General features: G+C 40.6%; 16 protein-coding genes and 1 pseudogene. 10 read left to right on the plus strand and 7 right to left on the minus strand.

The window, feature by feature from the left end; genetic code table 11:
* Nucleotides 1–97: 97 nt before the first annotated feature.
* Entirely contained in the window at nt 98–1,699 is a 1,602-nt protein-coding gene (locus G3T18_RS25700) for a sensor histidine kinase (protein WP_224409128.1), read from the plus strand.
* Nucleotides 1,700–1,780: 81 nt separating this feature from the next.
* On the opposite strand, the gene G3T18_RS03455 is transcribed toward G3T18_RS25700, so the two are convergent.
* Nucleotides 1,781–3,052, minus strand: coding sequence for an ATP-binding protein (locus G3T18_RS03455; RefSeq protein ID WP_224409129.1), 1,272 nt, complete (start codon nt 3,050–3,052; stop codon nt 1,781–1,783).
* Between the two features lie 500 nt (nt 3,053–3,552).
* Here G3T18_RS03455 and G3T18_RS25850 point away from each other — a divergent pair.
* Nucleotides 3,553–5,973, plus strand: a pseudogene (locus G3T18_RS25850) (transporter substrate-binding protein); the annotation flags it as partial.
* A gap of 18 nt (nt 5,974–5,991) precedes the next feature.
* On the plus strand, nt 5,992–8,316 hold the full coding sequence (locus G3T18_RS25855; protein WP_449867630.1) for an adenylate/guanylate cyclase domain-containing protein: 2,325 nt from the start codon (nt 5,992–5,994) through the stop codon (nt 8,314–8,316).
* Between the two features lie 103 nt (nt 8,317–8,419).
* Here G3T18_RS25855 and G3T18_RS03465 read toward each other — a convergent pair whose 3' ends face one another.
* Nucleotides 8,420–9,907 carry a UDP-N-acetylmuramoyl-L-alanyl-D-glutamate--2,6-diaminopimelate ligase gene (locus G3T18_RS03465; RefSeq protein ID WP_224409131.1) on the minus strand — a complete coding sequence of 496 codons (1,488 nt, stop codon included), beginning with the start codon at nt 9,905–9,907 and terminating at the stop codon, nt 8,420–8,422.
* Nucleotides 9,908–10,292: 385 nt separating this feature from the next.
* Here G3T18_RS03465 and G3T18_RS03470 point away from each other — a divergent pair, with 385 nt between their 5' ends.
* Entirely contained in the window at nt 10,293–10,649 is a 357-nt protein-coding gene (locus G3T18_RS03470; RefSeq protein WP_224409132.1) for a DMT family transporter, read from the plus strand.
* Between the two features lie 2 nt (nt 10,650–10,651).
* Entirely contained in the window at nt 10,652–10,963 is a 312-nt protein-coding gene (locus G3T18_RS03475) for a DMT family transporter (protein ID WP_224409133.1), read from the plus strand.
* A gap of 62 nt (nt 10,964–11,025) precedes the next feature.
* On the opposite strand, the gene G3T18_RS03480 is transcribed toward G3T18_RS03475, so the two are convergent.
* The 3 genes from G3T18_RS03480 to G3T18_RS03490 form a co-directional block, all read right to left on the minus strand.
* A complete protein-coding gene (locus G3T18_RS03480; RefSeq protein ID WP_224409134.1) occupies nt 11,026–11,538 on the minus strand; it encodes an N-acyl amino acid synthase FeeM domain-containing protein in 513 nt (170 codons plus the stop codon).
* A gap of 6 nt (nt 11,539–11,544) precedes the next feature.
* Nucleotides 11,545–12,264, minus strand: coding sequence for a class I SAM-dependent methyltransferase (locus tag G3T18_RS03485; protein ID WP_224409135.1), 720 nt, complete (start codon nt 12,262–12,264; stop codon nt 11,545–11,547).
* A 458-nt stretch (nt 12,265–12,722) separates the two neighbouring features.
* The gene (locus G3T18_RS03490; RefSeq protein WP_224409136.1) at nt 12,723–14,036 is read right to left on the minus strand and encodes a TMEM143 family protein; all 1,314 of its coding nucleotides are present in this window, start codon (nt 14,034–14,036) and stop codon (nt 12,723–12,725) included.
* A 325-nt stretch (nt 14,037–14,361) separates the two neighbouring features.
* On the opposite strand from G3T18_RS03490, the gene G3T18_RS03495 reads away from it, so the two are divergent.
* The 5 genes from G3T18_RS03495 (at nt 14,362) to G3T18_RS03515 (ending at nt 17,430) form a co-directional block, all read left to right on the plus strand.
* Complete coding sequence (locus G3T18_RS03495) at nt 14,362–15,390, plus strand: chlorophyll a/b binding light-harvesting protein (RefSeq protein ID WP_224409137.1); 1,029 nt, start codon at nt 14,362–14,364, stop codon at nt 15,388–15,390.
* A 40-nt stretch (nt 15,391–15,430) separates the two neighbouring features.
* Nucleotides 15,431–15,583, plus strand: coding sequence for a hypothetical protein (locus G3T18_RS03500; protein ID WP_224409138.1), 153 nt, complete (start codon nt 15,431–15,433; stop codon nt 15,581–15,583).
* 25 nt (nt 15,584–15,608) lie between these two features.
* On the plus strand, nt 15,609–16,121 hold the full coding sequence (fldA, locus tag G3T18_RS03505) for a flavodoxin FldA (protein ID WP_224409139.1): 513 nt from the start codon (nt 15,609–15,611) through the stop codon (nt 16,119–16,121).
* 171 nt (nt 16,122–16,292) lie between these two features.
* Nucleotides 16,293–17,054, plus strand: a complete 762-nt coding sequence (locus G3T18_RS03510; protein WP_224409140.1) for an alpha/beta fold hydrolase — start codon at nt 16,293–16,295, stop codon at nt 17,052–17,054.
* Between the two features lie 34 nt (nt 17,055–17,088).
* Nucleotides 17,089–17,430: a hypothetical protein gene (locus tag G3T18_RS03515; RefSeq protein WP_224409141.1), complete on the plus strand. Its 342-nt coding sequence runs from the start codon at nt 17,089–17,091 to the stop codon at nt 17,428–17,430.
* A 48-nt stretch (nt 17,431–17,478) separates the two neighbouring features.
* Here G3T18_RS03515 and G3T18_RS03520 read toward each other — a convergent pair whose 3' ends face one another.
* Both G3T18_RS03520 and G3T18_RS03525 read right to left on the minus strand, forming a co-directional pair.
* Nucleotides 17,479–18,441 (minus strand): SGNH/GDSL hydrolase family protein, encoded by a 963-nt coding sequence (locus tag G3T18_RS03520; protein ID WP_224409142.1) that lies wholly within the window; start codon nt 18,439–18,441, stop codon nt 17,479–17,481.
* 84 nt (nt 18,442–18,525) lie between these two features.
* Nucleotides 18,526–19,362: a CPBP family intramembrane glutamic endopeptidase gene (locus tag G3T18_RS03525; RefSeq protein WP_224409143.1), complete on the minus strand. Its 837-nt coding sequence runs from the start codon at nt 19,360–19,362 to the stop codon at nt 18,526–18,528.
* Nucleotides 19,363–19,387: the final 25 nt, after the last annotated feature.

The following is a 19,387-nucleotide window of genomic DNA, read 5'->3' on the forward strand; positions in this document are numbered from 1 at the left end:
GTTCGGTTATACTGCCATAAGAATAATAACTTATACCGCTACCATCGTAACAACACCTTATGTAAATGAGTAAGCTGGATCTGGGGGTCGATGTAGCGTGAAAAAGTGGTTACTACAAACTATAAGTGAAATTTTAGACCGAAGTACGCCGCACGAGCGCAGCTACGAGTCGGAGAAAACAAGCAAGAAAATAACGATCGTCAGCGATCGCCATCATAATGGAAATGGACGAAGAGCAACAGCGCAACTGCAAGCCGATCGAGAATGGAGTAGCGCGAGATCCGCATTAGAAAAATTACTCTTACAAGTTATTAATAGCGATTGTAACACTTCACCAGAGTGTCAGGGATTAGTTTTATCCGGACCTGCACCCATACTAAGCACCGAAAAAATTCTTTCCCAAGTGCATCGAGGAGTTTTTGCTCCAGAAGCTTCCTCTCTGCGACGCTTAATGCCTTGTCAGCAACAACAAGCTTCGCCGACAGCTCTAGCAAACCACATCTGTCCCGTGGTAGAATTTCCTTTATTATCATCCGATCCCCTAGCAACAGAGCAATTTGCCTTGATTTTCACCTCAAGCTTTGCTTTAGTGATGAGTTTAGGGAAAGATTCTACAGATACTCCTAAATTTGAATTTTCTTTCGATCCAGAAGTAGTATACAAAGCTTGGACAGCTCTGAGAGGGAGATTATTACTTACCAGCGCTCATCAGTTATCCTGGCTGGATAGTTTAGTCGAAAAATATGCTCCCACGATTCCCGATTACCGTCTCGTGATGGAGTTCTCTCGTCAGGCGATCGCCCATCTCTCAACTTTACCAGAATTAGAAGAAAAACGTTTAACTAAGGTGTGGAAAACCCATCCAGAGGAAACACCAGCTAAAGTTATCTCCCTGAGAGATACTAAAGATCGTAAATCTCGGACTTCCTGCGAGCAACAATCTAATTGTAGTAAGAAAAATGCCGATGTAGAACTATTACAAGCATTAACTCATGAAATTCGCACACCTTTAACTACAATTCGGATGCTGACGCGACTGCTCTTGAAAAAGCCCCAAAAACTTACCCAAGATGCAATTAAACGTCTTGAAAATATCGATCGAGAGTGTACCGAACAAATTAACCGCATGGAATTAATTTTCCGCGCAGCAGAATTAGAAACTACCACCGCAACTCAACCGAAAAAAGAAGTTCCTCTAACTTCAATTTCCTTAGAACAACTTTTTCAACAAAATATTCCTTGCTGGCAAAAACAAGCACAACGGCGTAATGTTACCTTAGATTTTATTTTACCAGAAAAACTCCCCACAGTAGTAACTAATCCTAGTATGCTCGAGCAAGTTTTAATTGGTTTGATGGAAAAATTTACTCGCAATTCACCCAGTGGTGGAGAAATTCAAGTACAGGTAACAACTGCTGGCAATCAACTCAAACTGGAACTACAATCTTACAATACTAACAATCACAATCCCATTAAATCAATCGGTCAGTTGTTAATGTTTCAACCAGAAACTGGTAGTTTGAGTTTAAATCTTGATGTGACTAAAAATCTTTTTCATGCTCTCGGTGGTAAGCTAACTGTACGTCAGCGACCTCAGCAAGGGGAAGTTATGACAATTTTTCTTCCTTTAGGTAATACTAATAATTCACAGGTTAATTCCCAGACAAATTTTTTTCTGACTAGATCGGTTAGTTCTTAATTATTTCCAGATTAGTTAAATGTCAGGTTAGCTCTTTTTGTTGAGTAAGAAAGTCTCAACTCGGTGTTTGGCGATCGCTAATTACTCTCGAACAGGTAATAAAATGGTGAAAACTGAACCCACACCGAGTTTACTACTGACAGAAATTGAGCCATGACAACGCAATAGTAATTGTCTGGCAATAGTTAAACCTAAACCTACACCAACAGTATCTTCATTATTTTTAGCTATACTGCCGCGATAAAAGCTATCAAAAATTTTAGGGATTTCTTCTTCGGCAATACCCACTCCAGTATCGCGAAAAGCTAGTTTGACGTATTTTTCTTGGTAAGAAGCTCGTACTGAAACTTTACCACCATCAGGAGTAAACTTAAGGCTATTGTTAAGTAAATTAATAATAATTTGTCTCAGCCAATGATGAGGACAACTTACAGGAGGAAGATTAGCAGGTACAGTATAACCGAGTTGGATACCGCGCTCCATTGCTAAGGGTTGATAGGTGCTAACAATACCAGGAACTAAATCTGCTAACTGAACTTTTTCTTGATTCTGGGATGGGGAAAGAGAGTCTAGTTGTACTAAAGTACGCATCGCTTCAATTAAACCATGTTGCCGATCGCATTCTTGATTTAATAATTGTAAATAGCGATCGCGTTGTCGCTCTGATAACTGATTGGATTTTAAAATGCTTAAGGCTGTTTTCATGTGAGTCAGAGGAGTGCTAAATTCCTCGACGACATCGAAGATAAATGCGTCTTTAAATTGCCAAGGTTGTCGTTTAGTGAGTTCGTCACTGCGCTGAAGATGTTTCCGGACTAGATTAGATAATAAACCAGGAGCGACAGCATCAGGTAAGGAAAATGTTTCTGGCATTTCTGGAGTAGAATCAGTAGGCGCGATCGCGTTTTTTAGTTTTGCTAATACCTGGGAGAGGACATTTGGCTCAAAAGAACAGACTACCTGCAATTTTTCCTGCTGTTGGGTAGCGATCGCCGCACAAAGTTGGGAACCTAGTACAATCAGAAAAGATTCTCGTTGTAGCTCGCTGCTAGTAACGAGCCGTAGGGGAATGACAGTAGGTATTTTTTTGACAGCAGATTGGCGATCGCTACATAAATAAATTGTTGCAGTTTTGATTTGTTGCTGGTAACGTTCGATTTCCGCTTCCCAACTACTGTTGTGAGGTAGTTTAACAAAAATTGTCACAGCTAACTGTTGCTCGATGAGCAAATCAAACAACCCAGCTATTAAAGCTTGGAGTGTCATAGCACTAACACTTAAACCTGAGTCAGAAGCAAGAACTTCTCGAATTACCCGATAAATAGAAACTGAGCCAGTAGAAGACACGAACATAGCGGTTTTCACAGCAGGGAAATCTTACTTCCCAATGCTCCATGCTAGAGGAAGAAAAATTAATTTGCAGTTTGAGTTAGTTAAGATTTATTGCACCCCGCGCCCGAGCGGGCAACTGTTACATCTTCAGAGTACACTACCAACGAGCGATCGCCATCGAAAGTTGTTATACCTGGACAAATACAAGAAAAAATGTTACTAGAATTATTTAATTAGTGCTAATTATCTAGTTTTGGTTGGGTTGCATCAACTCAGGATGAGAAGCTTGGTCTAGTTTCGATTGTCTAAATCTGACCCTCATCCGGATTTATGGGTTAATCTTAAGCAAAGGACCGATCTTCGTGAGAGCCAGAATCAAAAAATTTTCATTTTGATGCGGATTTTTCTCCGACGGCAAAGAAAATAGAGATAGTTAACTCAAGTAGATTTGGGAGTTCGATCGTTTGGGGTGCATAGTTAACCAAAGTTGTAAACCTGAGATTTTCAGGTATAAACAAACTATGTCTAGCGTGCCAGTGGGCATTTTACATTCAAAAAACACAACCGCAGCAATCGCGACGAATGCTCAATTAACCAATGCAGCACTCATGGCGATCGCAGAAATTAACCAAAATGGCGGTATATTAGGGCAACAGTTGCAACCTGTGATTGCGGAAGGTATTTCTGCTGCTTGTTTAGCCAGAAAAGCTCAAAAGCTAATTACAGAAGAACAAGTAGCTACCGTGTTTGGTTGTGAAACTTCCGTCAGTCGCAAAGCAGTGAAACCAGTGTTTGAGGAATTAAATGCTCTGCTCTGGTATCCGGGATTTTATGAGGGTATGGAAAGCTCTCAAAATATTTTTTACACCGGCTCTTGTCCCAATCAACGAGTAGAGCCTGCTTTATCATGGCTCCGGGAAAATGGCAAACAAAGCTTTTTCCTCGTGGGCAGCGATTGCGTTTTATCCCAAGCCGCGAATAAAATTATTAAAGCTCAACTCAAACAACAAGGGATTACCGAAGTAGAGGAAGAATACGTTCGTTTAGAGATAACTGACTTTCAATCAGCGATCGCCGCGATCGAACGACAAAAACCTGATGTAGTGCTCAATAGCCTCACTGGCAGTCATTATCAAGCATTTTATCGCCAATGTTTTGCCTCAACTATCGATTTCCAAACAACGACGATTGTCGCGGTTAATTTAGACGAAACGGAACTCAAAAGTCTGGGGAAATATGCTGTTGGCACTTATGCTAGTCTGAGTTACTTATCAACATTAGAAACAGCCACAAATCAAAAATTTGTCCGGAAATGGCAGCAGGAATTTGGCAGCCTACCCACCGAAGCGATCGAAAGTGCCTATACCCAAGTATACTTGTGGAAACAAGCAGTAGAACTAGCTCAATCCTTTGCTCCAGAGCGAGTCAGAGCCGCAGCGATCGGTTCTCACTTCAACGCACCGAGAGGTAGCGTACGCATCGAACCAAACAACCACGTCAGTAAAAGCTATCGTATCGGCAAAATCCTGCCCAATGCAGAAATAGAAATTCTCACTACAAGCCAAAAATTAATTAAACCTCTACCTTGGTTAGGAGTAGAAGAAGCCCAATTTAACGCTTCGGAAATAGTCATTGACTTACTTGCCGAAGTAAGCTTAGGCATTCAGAAAGCAAGACAGCTAGAAGAAAAATCCCGCGAACTAGAAGCAACCCAAAAGCAATTAGAAAACGAAATCAAAGAGCGTCAGCGAGTCGCAGTAGCCTTACAAGAATCAGAATTAGAATTGCGATCGCTATTCGCCGCCATGAGCGAAATCGTCATGGTAAGAGATACTCAGGGGCGCTGTTTGAAAATTGCCCCAACTAATCCTACTCTTAAAGAGAAACCCGCATCTGAACTAACTGGCGATACCCTGCACAAAGTATTTCCCCCCGCTCAAGCAGATTTATTTTTAAGTTATATTCGCGAAGCGATCGAACAGCAACGTAGCATTAATTTTGAGTACAATCTCACGATCAAAAATCGAGAAGTTTGGTATGCTTGCAGTATCTCGCCGATTGACGACGAATCAGTATTGTGGATAACCAGAGAAGTTACTGAACAAAAACAAGTAGAATCAGCCCTCCAACAAGCTAAATTAGAATTAGAACGGCAAGTAGCCGAACGAACTGCCGCTTTGAGAGAATCCAACGACCAACTCGTCGCTGAAGTAGTCGAACGTTACCAAGCCGAATCAGCACTGCGTGGAACCAAAGAGCAACTACAAGCCGTTTTAGATGCAGTACCAGGAATAGTCTCTTGGATTAGCTCAGATTTACGCTACATCGAAGTTAACGAACAGTTAGCATCGATGTTTGATTTACCTCCAGAAGTATTCGTCGGTCAAGAAATTGGTTTCTTGGGTACTAGCTCCGAGTTTATCAACTTCATGCGATCGTTTTTTGCTAGTTCCTTGCAAGAAAGCTACCGAGAAGTAGAAGCAAACGTCCGTGGTGAAAGACGTACCTACTTAATCGTTGCCCAGAAGTATAACAACTCTCGCGCCGCTTTTACTGTTGGGATTGATATTACCCAGCGTAAACGCGCCGAAGAAGCACTACGTCGGGCTAACGAACGCCTAGAAACTGTTTTAGAAGCAGTACCGGGAATCGTTTCTTGGATTAGCTCAGATTTACGCTACATCGAAGTTAACCAACAGTTAGCATCGATGTTTGGTTTGCCTCCATCTGCCTTCGTCGGTCAAGAGATTGGGTTCTTGGGTACTAGCTCCGAGTTTACCGACTTCGTCGAAAACTTTTTCCAAAGTGCTACGAATGAAACTTACCGGGAGATCGAAGCAAGTGTTGATGGTGAAAAACATACTTTTTTAATCGTCGCTCAAAAGTACGATCGCGCTCAAGCTGCTTTCTTAATCGGTATCGATATTAGCGAACGCAAGCAAGCAGAAACTGATTTGCGGATGGCAAACGAGCGCTTACACGCTGTTTTGGAAGCAGTACCAGGAATTGTTTCCTGGGTGAGTTCGGATTTACGCTATATCGAAGTAAACCGACACCTCGCCTCAATTTTTAAGCTATCTCCCCAAGATTTTGTCGGTCAAGAAATTGGCTTTTTAGGCACTAGCTCAGAATTTAGTGACTTTGTGCGCTCGTTTTTTGCCAGTCCCCCACAAGATGCTTTTCGGGAAATTTCGGCACGAGTTAATGGCATCGAGCGCAATTATTTAATTGTTGCCCAAAAATACGATCGCGGTAAGGCTGCTTTTTTAATCGGTATCGATATTACCGAACGCCACAAAGCCCTTGACGGACTGAGAAATGCTGAAGCTAAATATCGCAATATTTTTGAAAATGCAGTTGAAGGAATTTTTCAAAGCAGCCCAGATGGATATTTTCTTGATGCTAATCCCGCTTTGGCAAGAATTTATGGCTATGACTCACCTCAACAACTTATTGCCAAGGTAACTAATATTTCTGAGCAAGTTTACATTGACCCGCTTCGTCGCCAAGAATTTGTCCAATTATTAGCTGATGTTGGTCGTGTAGTTGGCTTTGAATCCCAAATTTATCGTCGTGATGGTAGTTTGAGATGGATTTCGGAAAATGCTCGTGCTATTCATGACGAGTATGGAAATCTACTTTATTACGAAGGAACTGTTGAAGATATTACTGAACGGAAAGAGGCTGAGGAAGCTTTAAAGAAGTTCAATGAACAGTTAGAAATTATTGTCGAACAACGCACGGCGGCTTTGAAAGAAGCAAATCATCAATTGGTGAGAGAAGTTGCCGAACGCAGGCGGATTGAAACCGCTCTCAGAGACTCGGAAGCTGGGCTGCGGGCTTTGTTTGCTTCGATGACTGATGTGATTACTGTTTTTGATTCTCAAGGATGTTATGTGAAAATTGTCTCGACTAATTCTGAGGTGTTGTACAGTCCGACTGCGGAATTAATCGGTAAAAGCGTTTACGAAGTTTTGCCTCGTCAACAAGCTGATTTGTTTGTCAAAATTATTCAGGAAGTTATCCAAACAGGACAAACTGTCAACATTGAATATAATCTTCCCATCCGCGAAGGAGCGCATTGTCAAGGTGCAGGCGGACATGGATGTATTATCGCAGAAGATGAGCAGGAAGAATTTGCTTCTCTCAAGACTAAAGAAGTTTGGTTTGCTGCGAGTGTCTCACCAATGCCGGAAAATCGCGTTATTTGGGTAGCACGAGATACCACCGAACGCAAGCGGGTACTGGATGCGCTGCAAAAAGCTGAAGAGAAGTATCGTGGTATTTTTGAGAATACCGCAGAAGGTATTTTCCAAACTACACCCGCCGGACATTGTATTAGTGCTAATCCAGCTTTGGTGCGAATGTATGGTTATAATTCGGCGGAAGAGGTGACAGGGAATTTAACTGATGTTAGCAATCAGTTATATGTTGACCCTCAACGTCGTCAGGAGTTTGTGGAGGCGATTGAAAGGTATGGCAAGGTGACAAATTTTGAGTCGCAAGTGTATCGTAAGGATGGCAGGATTATTTGGACTTCTGAGAATGCCCGTGCGGTTCGTAATGGAAGCGGGGAAGTAGTTTACTATGAAGGTACGGTTGCTGATATTACTCAACGCAAACGTAGTGAAGAAGCTTTGCGTGCAGAACAAGAAAAATCCGAACAATTGTTATTAAATATTTTGCCCCAGGCGATCGCTACTCAGTTGAAACAAAACCAATCTAGCATTGCGGAACGTTTTGAGAGTGCGACGATTCTCTTTGCTGATATTGTTGATTTTACTGGACTTTCGGCTCGCGTCTCGCCGACAGAATTGGTTGATTTTCTCAACGAAATCTTTTCTTGTTTCGATAAACTCGCGGAGCGCCACGGACTGGAAAAAATTAAGACAATCGGCGATGCTTATATGGTAGCAGCAGGTATCCCGATGCCGATTCCCAATCATGCTCGCGCGATCGCCGAAATGGCTTTGGATATGCAACGGGAAATGGCTAATTTTAAGCGTTCTGATGGTAAACCTTTTAATCTCCGTATCGGTATTCATACAGGTCCGGTGGTAGCTGGAGTGATTGGCATTAAAAAGTTTGCTTACGACCTGTGGGGTGATACTGTTAATGTGGCTTCGCGCATGGAATCTCAAGGTACTGCTAGCCGGATTCAATGTACGGAGTCTACTTATCGTTTATTAGAGGATGAGTATTTATTTATCAAGCGTGGCATCATTTACGTTAAAGGTAAGGGGGAAATGGTGACTTATTGGCTGACAGGGAAAAAATATGCTTGATTGGGGATTGGGGATTAGGGACTGGGTTCAGTTATCAGTTTATACTCTAATTCCCCCTTGTCCTCCCCCTCTCCCTTGTCCCCCAATTTCCCAGTCCCCAAACCTATTTTAGAAGTTTTAAGGCTTCTCTGGCTTGTTCGCGATCGCTAAAATGGATTTTTTCTGTACCGAGAATTTGATAGTCTTCGTGACCTTTTCCGGCGATAATAACTCCATCTCCCGGTTGAGCATTTTCAATTGCTTGCTGAATTGCAGTCGCCCGATCGCCGATTACAATTGGTTCGATTGAGTCGGGTATTCCTGCTAAAATATCTGCTAAAATCTTCTCTGGGTCTTCTGTCCGGGGATTATCGGAAGTTACTACCGCTACATCAGCTAACTCAGCCGCTATTTTACCCATTAAAGGACGTTTCGTGCGATCGCGATCGCCTCCACAACCAAATACACAAATCATTTTACCCTCAATAAACGGTCTAGCGGCTTTCAGCAAATTTTCTAAACTATCAGGTGTATGAGCATAATCGACAATCACACTAATATCCTGTGTAGAATCAATTTGTACCCTTTCCATGCGTCCCGGTACACCAGGAAATTCCGGTACAAACTTAACAATTGTCTCTAAATCCAATCCTAAACTTAAAGTTGCCCCAACTGCTGCCAAAAGATTCGCTAAATTAAATTGTCCCACCAAAGGAGAACGAAAATCAGCTTCCCCGGCTGGTGTATGAATCTTACCACTAACACCATTCGCCTCATAAGTTAAATCACTCAGCCACAAATCCGCAGCGCGATCGCTAATACTATAACTCCAAGCTTGCTCAGAATCTAGTTGCGCCAAGATACGTTTTCCATAAGAATCGTCGAAATTGGCGATCGCCCGACCTTTGAGATAATCTGTACTAAATAGCAAAGCTTTAGCCAGAAAATAATCCTCCATATCCTTATGAAAATCAAGGTGATCTTGGGTAAGATTAGTAAATACCGCCACCTCAAACGGACAATCCAACACCCGACCTTGAGCAAGAGCGTGAGAACTAACTTCCATTACCGCATATTCCGTACCAGCTTCCAATGCTGCGGCTAACTGTTGTTGCAACTCCACCGCAAAAGGTGTAGTGTGAACAGCAGTTTGGTTGTAACCTTGCCAACGAGCATAAAGAGTACCCAAAAGTGCCGTCGCTTGTCCAGATTTCGCCAACAGAAACTCAATCAAATGACTCGTAGTCGTCTTACCATTCGTCCCCGTTACCCCCACCATCTTTAAACTTTGCGCGGGATAGCCATAAAAAGCCCCAGCCACCTTAGCACAAGCTTGAACAATATCAGCAACCGGAATTACGCAAACATCAGATGTAGGTGGTTTTTTTTCCGCCGCTTGGGGAGTTATAATAGCAGCGATCGCACCACTATTAAGCGCACTTTGCCAAAACTCTCCCCCATCAACCCGCGTCCCCGGCATTCCAATAAATACATCTCCAGCCTTACAAGCGTGAGAATTCGTACAAAGCCCTTTAACTTCCTTATCCAAAGCCAAATGTTCGCTTATTTCAGGCATTCCCGGAACTTTTGCTAACAACTCGCGTAGCTTCATAATTATCTAGTCCTCACAAATAATCAAAAATATAGCTACTTTATCCAGATAATGCTACCACTCAATTCAAATTTAGCTGCTCATCAAACACTCTTAGCGCCTTTCTTTGTGTCTTAGCGCTACTCTGCGAGAACAGCTAACGCCGAATGCGAGAACCCAAAAAAGCCAACTATTAAGTATACAAAAATATTCGATCCCTCAGAAAATCAATTAAACTTTTTGCTTCATTCCCGCGCGAAAAATAATCTAGCAACCAATTAGGTAGTTGACAAAAAAAATGAAATAGGATAAAAACTGAGAGAGCGCTTTCTAGATGCCAAGAGTTTGGTGGAAACCGAGGGTTCAAACTTACAAAAAAAGTTCCGGGAGTTAGGGAGTTTAAGATATGCTAGGTTGGATTTATTTAATTTTAGCGATCGCTCTAGAAACTGCTGGCACTATTTGCGTGAAATTATCAGAAAATTTTACTCTTATCTGGCCTTCTATATTTATCTTTGTATTTTACGGCATCAGTTTCATTGTTTTCTTACCTTTATCTTACAAAAGTATTGAACCTAGCGTTGTCTATGCTGTTTGGGCTGGTTTGGGGGCAGTATTTGTAACTTTGATTGGAGTTTTTGCCATGCACGAATCAATTACTTTTCTCCAATGCGTCGCCATCGCAATGATAATTATTGGGGTTATTAGCTTGAAGCTAAATCAAAAACCTCCAACTGAAGAAGTTAAAAACAACACCGAATAATTATGGATTGGGTTTTCTTAATTTTGTCAAGTTTATGCACCGTTGCAGCCTTTACTTTTCTCAGGCTATCTGAAAACTTTACCAAAATATATCCTTCAATTTTAACTTTTTTATTTATCGCCTTAAATATAGTTTTTTTCTCGTTAGCCATCCAAACTATAGATCTAGGTATTGCCTATACAGCCGCTTGTGGTTTAGGAACTTTACTAACTACTAGCACCAGTATAATCTGGTTTGCTGAATCGGCAGATTTTGTAAAAATCATGGCGATTATTGTCATAGTTTTAGGGGTAGCTTTACTTAAAATCACTTGAGAGATAAACGATTAATTTTTCCTGTTTATTTCCTCTGACCACAAACGGCTGAAATCAAAAAATTAAAGATGTTTATACATTGGAATAATTACTGCTTTTTCCGTATCAGTAGATTCAACAGTAGGATCGGAAAGTGGCGCTCCTATTTGCAAAAAACCATACTTTTTAAACAGGTTAAAATTGCGAGGAAGAATAGCCACCAACAAAGTACAAGCGTTGTGTTCTCTTGCCAAATTGCTAGCAGAATAAATAATTTTGCTAAAAGGAATTTTACCTCGCTTTTCTTTAAGTAAAACGAGACGCGACATTTCGCATACTTTGTTGGGATTGAACTGCTTGAGATTAAAACCAGTTTCCTCTATTGGTAGTCCTAAAGAGTCGTTAGGAAATACAATTCTGTAAGTTCCAATCATAAACTTAGAATCCCGAATCTGCATATAAACTGAGAACCGATCGTAATCGTCAGGTATCTGCATCCCATACAAATTTAGTTCGTGATGAAAGATATCCACTTGCATTTGGTGGCAGTGGTTTAATTGCTCGGAAAGATTAACCTGTTGAATAAAAATAGTCATTGAATGTTACTGCTTTTGATAAACTGCAAAGCTATTGCCCTTACTTGTACCTTGCAAATAAAATCCTGCTTCACTTAACATCTTCTGAGAAATCTCTGGCTTAAAACAGGTAAATAATAATTGTTGTTGAGCCAAAAGTTTTCCATCTTTTTTAAAGAAATAATGCTTTTTAAAAGTATGATATTGACTGGTATCTTCTTCTTCCTCTATAAACTGAGAATAAACAATTTCTCCAGGCAAGGATTTTTCAAAGTCTTCGTGGGGTTTTTGCAGGTGTAATAATAATAATCCTCCTGGTCTTAAGTGGCGAGCTAAATTTATCAACCCCTGACGATTAGGTTCAATGTTGGGAACGTGACCTCCAAATTCCCAGCGATCGCCTAAATCGAGAATTCCCCACACTCCTCCATTAGATATAGCAGCATCGAAATTTCTCTTCAAGTTCATTGTTACTACATTGGCTTCAATCAATACAGCTTTGTTTCCCAAGCGTTTCCTCGCAATCTCAAGCATGGATGGTGTAAAGTCAACTCCTGTAAACTTGCACCTTGGATCGATCTCAATGTACTTTTCTGCTAACAGTCCAGTTCCTACACCTAACTCAAGAACCTCACGACCATTACCGATAATTGAAAGTGCTTCGTTAGCTAAGTAATCGAAGTCGTAGTAGCCAGAAGTTATCCATAGGTCGTAATATTTAGTAATACTTGTATATTGATTGATCATTTTCATTTCTTGGAAAAACGCTTTTTAATTCGTTGTTTTTAACTAATTTTGTAGTCCCGACTATACTGGCGGGTAATCTATGCTGCATTTTCGCATACAATCGGGACTTTTGCTCCCTGTTATTAAAGTAATTTATATATTTTCTTAAATAACTAAAAAATTTTGATTCTATTCCTCGTGGAGTTCTCAATACGACAACCCAAAATGCCAAAGTTTAAGTATACAAAAATATCCGATCCCAAATAGAAGCAACTCAAATTTAGCTGTTCATCAAACCCACTTAGCGTCTTTCCTTTGCGTCTTAGCGCCTCTGCGAGAACCCAAAAACACCAACCATTAAGTATACAAAAATATCCGATCCCAAATAGAAGCAACTCAAATTTAGCTGTTCATCAAACCCACTTAGCGTCCTTCCTTTGTGTCTTAGCGCCTCTGCGAGAACCCAAAAACACCAACCATTAAGTATACAAAAATATCCGATCCCAAATAGAATCAATTAAACTTTTCGCCTCATCCAAAGGCAAAACACGACAAACTCCATCTCGATCTTTTCTCAACAAACAAACCTCATCGCTATTTCCATTAACTTGACCACAAATTTCTTCTAAATTACCAATTGGTCCATTAATATCAAAATCTATCTTCGTGTCAAACTTTTCTAACATCCAAGTTTCAATGCAGTCATCTAATTCGTCTGGAGTTAATGGGACGGAACTTGTCAAGAGGTGATAATAAACTAAAATAATTTCTTTACATTCTTCTTCTTCCGCAGCATCGATTAAAGCTTGAAAAACACTTTCGTTATTTGCTAAATTTTTAAAGAAGAGTGTATCGGTAACATCTTTGCGGAATTTAATCAATTTACTTTTATAATTACTATACTGTTTAAAAGCAAATCCGCCCAGCGCGATCGCTAAAGACAATGTGGCGACTAAAACAGGCATAAAGTCGCGGATTTCTTCTTCTCTCACATTCAAATCCAAAACATTTACTGTCCCAACTGTAAAGAAAAAAATTGCCGCAATAATTAAAGTCAATTGAGGTAAAGTTTTCAAAATTACAGGTATGGCTGCACCAATTGCCGGAATGCCAAATAAAAGTCTATCTTTCAAGGTCATGCTAATTTTTATATTGGGAAAAAGTAGTTCTAAATCGTATTTAGGAATATTCTTATAAAAGTAAAGATACATTTTGCCAGGAGTAAAATTAAGGTCTTTACTCTTAGTTTTTTTTCGCTCAAAATAAGCTTGGTTTTTGAATTTAAGCAATAAAACTACTCTGGAAAATAAATTAATTGTTACTTCTTTTTCCCAAAAGTAAAAATTTTTTAGTTTGATCTTTTCGTAAATATCGCCGCGACAATAACAAATTAAACGATCGAATTCATCTAAATTGACTTTGGTTTTGAGTTTAATTAATGATTCTTCTTCTAACGCTCTCTCTAAACTATTTTGGGGAATTAAAACATAATTTGCTCGTTCGAGAATGTGCTGAAAGTCGGCAACTAATTTAGCTTCTCTATCTGTTAAATCGCGGGAAGAAACTTCGGTTATAGTTTTCGTATCTGCATCGGGATTAAAAAGCGCGTAATTATCTTTTAATCTTTCTAAATAGCTATGAAATTTAAAATGATAATAAGCGGCAAGAATTGTACAAAATTCGCGAAATTTGTCGGCATCACTGGCTGATAATTGACCATCTTCGAGACAAAGCTCAATAATATCTTTGCGACTGTAAGGGATAAATGCTTCGCGATCGCCATAACTAGCCATATCTTTAAGTTAACTCATCAAGCTACAAATACAGACCCCTAATCCATAAGTTTACCGATCTCGGTGGCGATCGCGCTAGTCTGTCAATTTCTTGCAATTAATTATCAATTAGAGAATGTTTTTAGCTTTTGATGACAAAACCAATTCTTCAGTCATAGCCACTAAGCCAATCATTGCAATCGCTCTACCCACATCCAACCATGCTTAGACAAGGTTTGTAACAAAACTTTACTTGAAGCTTATTGAGAAATACTTTAGACTAGCACTCACAACTTGTTGAATATTATTTGCAACAAGCAACCAAACTGATTGGAGACTAAAGCCTATGCAAACTTACGGAAATACCCAGGTGAAATATGACTGGTGGGCTGGCAACGCCAGATTTGCCGACCTTTCCGGCTTATTCATTGCCGCCCACGTCGCTCAAGCTGCCCTAATTACCTTTTGGGCGGGAGCATTCACTTTGTTTGAAATCTCCTGGTTTGACCCAACCCTACCAATGGGCGAACAAGGACTAATTTTGTTACCTCATCTAGCCGCATTAGGCTTAGGCGTTGGAGACGGCGGACAAATTGTAGACACCTATCCCTACTTCGTCGTCGGTAGCGTCCACTTAATTTCCTCGGCTGTCTTAGGTGCAGGCGCATTGTTCCATACATTCAAAGCCCCAGACGACTTAAAAGATGCCAAAGGGCGCGCAAAAGCCTTTGACTTTAACTGGGACGACCCCAAAAAACTCGGCATCATTTTAGGACATCACCTACTTTTCCTCGGAATAGGTGCATTGTTACTCGTTGCTAAAGCCATGTTTTGGGGCGGACTTTACGATGCCACAACCCAAACAGTGCGAATAGTTAGCGAACCAACCCTAAATCCTTTAGTAATCTACGGCTATCAAACCCACTTCGCTAGCGTTGACAACTTAGAAGACTTGGTAGGCGGACACATTTACGTCGGTGCAATGCTCATTGGCGGCGGCATCTGGCATATCCTGGTTCCACCGCTCAAATGGGCAAAAAAAGTGCTGATTTTTTCCGGCGAAGCAATTTTGTCTTACTCATTAGGTGGTATTGCATTAGCAGGATTTGTCGCCGCCTATTTTTGTGCAGTCAATACCCTAGCTTATCCCGTAGAGTTTTACGGTCCGCCTCTAGAAGTGAAACTAGGTATTGCACCTTACTTCGCCGACACAATTAACCTACCATTCGGAGAACATACCTCACGAGCTTGGCTAGCAAATACTCACTTTTTCCTTGCCTTCTTCTTTCTCCAAGGACATTTATGGCACGCGCTGCGGGCGCTAGGATTTAACTTCAAACGGGTAGAAGAGGCATTCGAGACCGTGGAAACCTAAGCTTTTTAGCTAACACTGTTTATTGGCACTGAGATAACAAATGAATTGTCCATTTTGTTCGGGAAAAATGTTGAAGCATATTCGTAGCAATAACTTGTATTGGTTTTGCTCAGATTGTCGGCAAGAGTTACCAATTCAAAATAAACAATTGCGTTGTGTTTGTCTCAGTGCCAAAAGCTTGACCGAAACTTAGCAGCAACATTCACTCAGGAGAAAAAATGGCAAAAATTGGTCTTTTTTACGGAACTCAGACAGGAAATACGGAAACCACCGCCGAACAAATTCAAAAAGAATTTGGCGGAGAAAGTCAGGTTACTTTACACGATATTGCTGAAGCAGAACCAAGTGACTTTGAGCAGTATGAATGTATAATTGTCGGCTGTCCTACCTGGAATGTGGGAGAATTACAAAGTGATTGGGAAGGCTTTTTTGACTTGCTTGAAGAAATTGATTTTGGCGGCAAAAAAGTTGCTTATTTTGGGCTAGGGGATCAAATTGGTTACGCAGATAATTTTCAAGATGCAATGGGAATGCTAGCCGAAAAAATTTCTTCGCTAGGTGGCAAAACTGTTGGTTATTGGACTACGGAAGGTTATGATTTTAATGAATCAAAAGCTTTACAAAATGGAAAGTTTGTGGGGTTAGCACTTGATGAGGATAACCAGTCAGATTTAACAGACAGCCGCATTGAAACTTGGGTGAAACAACTTAAAAGTGAGTTTGGTTTGTAATTATTAATTGTGGTTTAAGCTGTGGCGCATTAGCATCAGTTATCAACGTCCCAGGCTTGAAATTATATCTATTACCTAGATGTTTGAAATGACGAACAGCTTAACCGTTTCTTTCGTAAAAGAGAAACTAAAAAAATTTCTCTCGCTCTGATTTTAGTAAAGGAAATTGTCATGACTAAATTGCCAGATGCACTCTGGATAAATGTGAGTCCTACTTTAGAAAAGTTCGATCGCCCCTTACTCACAAATTTATCGCGAGAAAGAGCGATTAGTGCCATTGCGCAATGGGAGTATCGCCAAAGCCAAGATGAACCAACTTCTCTGGAAATAGCCTTAGTTTTACTTCATGACTATTTGAAAGTTCGCCAAACGCCAATTCATCTTCTCGGACACGGTACAGGTGGCTTGTTAGCAATGCTTTATACTCGTCGCTATCCCGAACGAGTAAAATCTTTAACTTTACTTTCAGTTGGAGTTTATCCGGCAGTTGATTGGCAAGCGCATTATTATGCACATCTCCAGTTATTACCTTGTAGCCGCGAGATAATTTTAACTCAAATGGTACGCAATTTGTTTGGCTATCAAGCTCCGTCTGTCAGTCAAATGTTAGTGGAAACGCTGAAACGAGATTTAGCTTTTTCTTTGTCTCCTCATAACTTGTTTCGGCGGGTGAATATTGCACCGAGTAAAGTTTCTGTTCCTTTGTTAGTTTGTGGTAGCAAAGATGATGTAGTTATCGACCGACAGCAGTTTGACGAATGGCAGCATTGGTTAGGCGAAAAATCTCGTTTGTGGCAATGTCCTAGCGGGCGCTATTTTTTCCACTATTTCTATCCAGAACTGGTAAGCGAACAAATTATCGATTTTTGGGATTCTCTTAACTTAGCTGACTCTTTACCAGGAAATTTATCTCAAGTCGAGCTTAGTTCCTAAACCAAATTACAGCAATAATTTTTTTGAGGCGGTCATGCTTGAGATATTTTCTATACAAACGACTCATCTGTTAGCAGTTTCCTGTCCAGTGTTAATTTGGATAGTGTTGGTAATTTTCTTTTTTTCTGTCTGTTTGGCAATCCGAGATGGAATGATGCGACTCAGACGATTGCACCAAATTCCTTGCAGCAAATGTGCTTTTTTCACTGGTGATTATCGTCTCAAATGTACGGTGCATCCTTCTAAGGCTTTATCTGAAGAAGCCATTGATTGTTTGGATTACGAAGCAATGGGATCGCCTCAAACTCAACAGTTGCAGCCGCGATGTTTAAATGGTAAATGCTGTTCGCAGAAATTTTTGGCTTTCCGAAGATGAAATACTAGCGATCGCTGGTTAGATATTTTACCAACCTTTTCTCATCTTCTACGAACAAGCTGGTAAACTATCCTCAAGACACAATTCCTGGAATAATAGATCGGCGATCGCTTTGTTAGCCGGAATAGTTAAATGTACCCAATCGCGAAAATAATTTGTTAAAGTTGTTGCTGGTAAATTTGACCAAGCAGCATGAGTATCAATAACTTGAATGTCTATTCTATCGAGAAATTGGAAAAATTCTGTTTTGTATGGGGGAGTTTCAGTTAAAGGAAGTAAATCTGCTCGATTGGGTGTATAAACAACAAAAACAGGAATATTTGCCTGACGCGCGCGGTTAGCGATCGCTGCTAGCAGTTGTAAATTTTCCTCAAATTGGCGCTGTAATTCTGTATCGTCAACTACTGCTACCGCATCATTTTTACTTTTTTTCCCAGTTAATCTGGGTATCACATAACGAATTATAGCTTCCTGAATCGCTAACAACGGACGGCGATCGGGATTTTCTCGCAAATGGTCGCCAACACTGGTAGGCTGAACTAAGTCATGAGTACCTATTTGCAAAAGTAGTGCATCGCTGTTAAAGAAGCCAAATTTACGAATATAGCCTAATTGATTCCCAATACCCCAAGAATATGCAGAAGCATTAAGTACTTCGGCTGGTTGTCCTGATGCTGCTATCTTAGATTCTAGTAATTCAGCGATCGTTTCAGTTTGGTCTGAATAATTAGTACCATTAAGAACTGAATCTCCGAGCATCAAAATCCTCAGTTTATCTTCTGGTTTAGCGATCGCCACTGGATCGGAGCGCTGAGAATACTGATTATACTCAATTTTTCTCCCAAAGCGAACCAGCTTTTGATTTGGTTGAAAGAGATATCCCGTCTCCTCATTTGCTTGTGACAAAACTGGGTTTCCTAGCCCGAAACCAAAGCGCAATATCGTCTCAATTGCGACTAAACCCGTCAAAATAGCCAGGAGTAGCCAGTATCTAGCCACAAATTTAATCATCAGGAGTCGCGATCGCCAAGTAAATAATTATTTGCTTATTATACTGATACTCCCACTATTTTTGAAAAAATCAATTCATCTAAATCAAAACCACCACAAAACAACAGCAGTCCCTAACAAACATAAAATACCTGCACCACCAGCCAAAGGTTGTTTTCCCAAACCAGTTAGCCAAACAGAACCTTTTCCAGTGTAAGATATTATTTCTGCGGTATCCAAAGAAGATAAACCGCAAATCCAACCAGTATGTAACCCCCAAGCTAAACCCAAACTGCCATTATCTACCCATCGAGCCAAAACCAAAACCATTCCCAACAAAAAAAGTCCTGGTAGTTGAGGAATTGTTTCTTCGCGCTCCCAAAATAAGTGTAGAAGTGCAAAAATTGTACTTGAAATTACTGCTGCCACCCCAAGAGAATAATCTTGTCTCAACTCGGACAGTAAAAAGCCGCGAAAAACTAATTCTTCGGTAATTCCTACCCAAAGTCCTAACCCTAGCAACGGCAAAAAAACCATTAACAGACGCGGAAACTTTTGGGGATGCCAATCAATCCAGCCTAACAATGACTCCAAAACAAAAACAATTCCTAAACCACCAATACTTAAGCTTAATCCCCAGCCTAAAGAGATAAAAATCCCCTTTTGCCAGCTTAAACCATAATCAGACAAAGACGCTTGCTCAAACCAAATTACCCCCCCGATAATTAGGGGAACAATTAGGTAAAGAGAAGCCAACAGAGGAACTTTTTGCGCCCCTGTCATTGGTTTACCTGGATGCCATTTAACCAGTTTTCCCACCGGAATAGCTATTGGCAGCCAGACAAGCACCCATATTAGGAAAAAAACGATCGCACGGCTGATAGCATTTGCTAATGCGAGCGAAGCAACCCAGTGATAAAACTGGGTATTTGAGATCGCCATCGGCATTTTTTCAACTCACTTAGGG

Origin of the sequence: Oscillatoria salina IIICB1 (assembly GCF_020144665.1) — a bacterium.
GTDB lineage: Bacteria > Cyanobacteriota > Cyanobacteriia > Cyanobacteriales > SIO1D9 > IIICB1.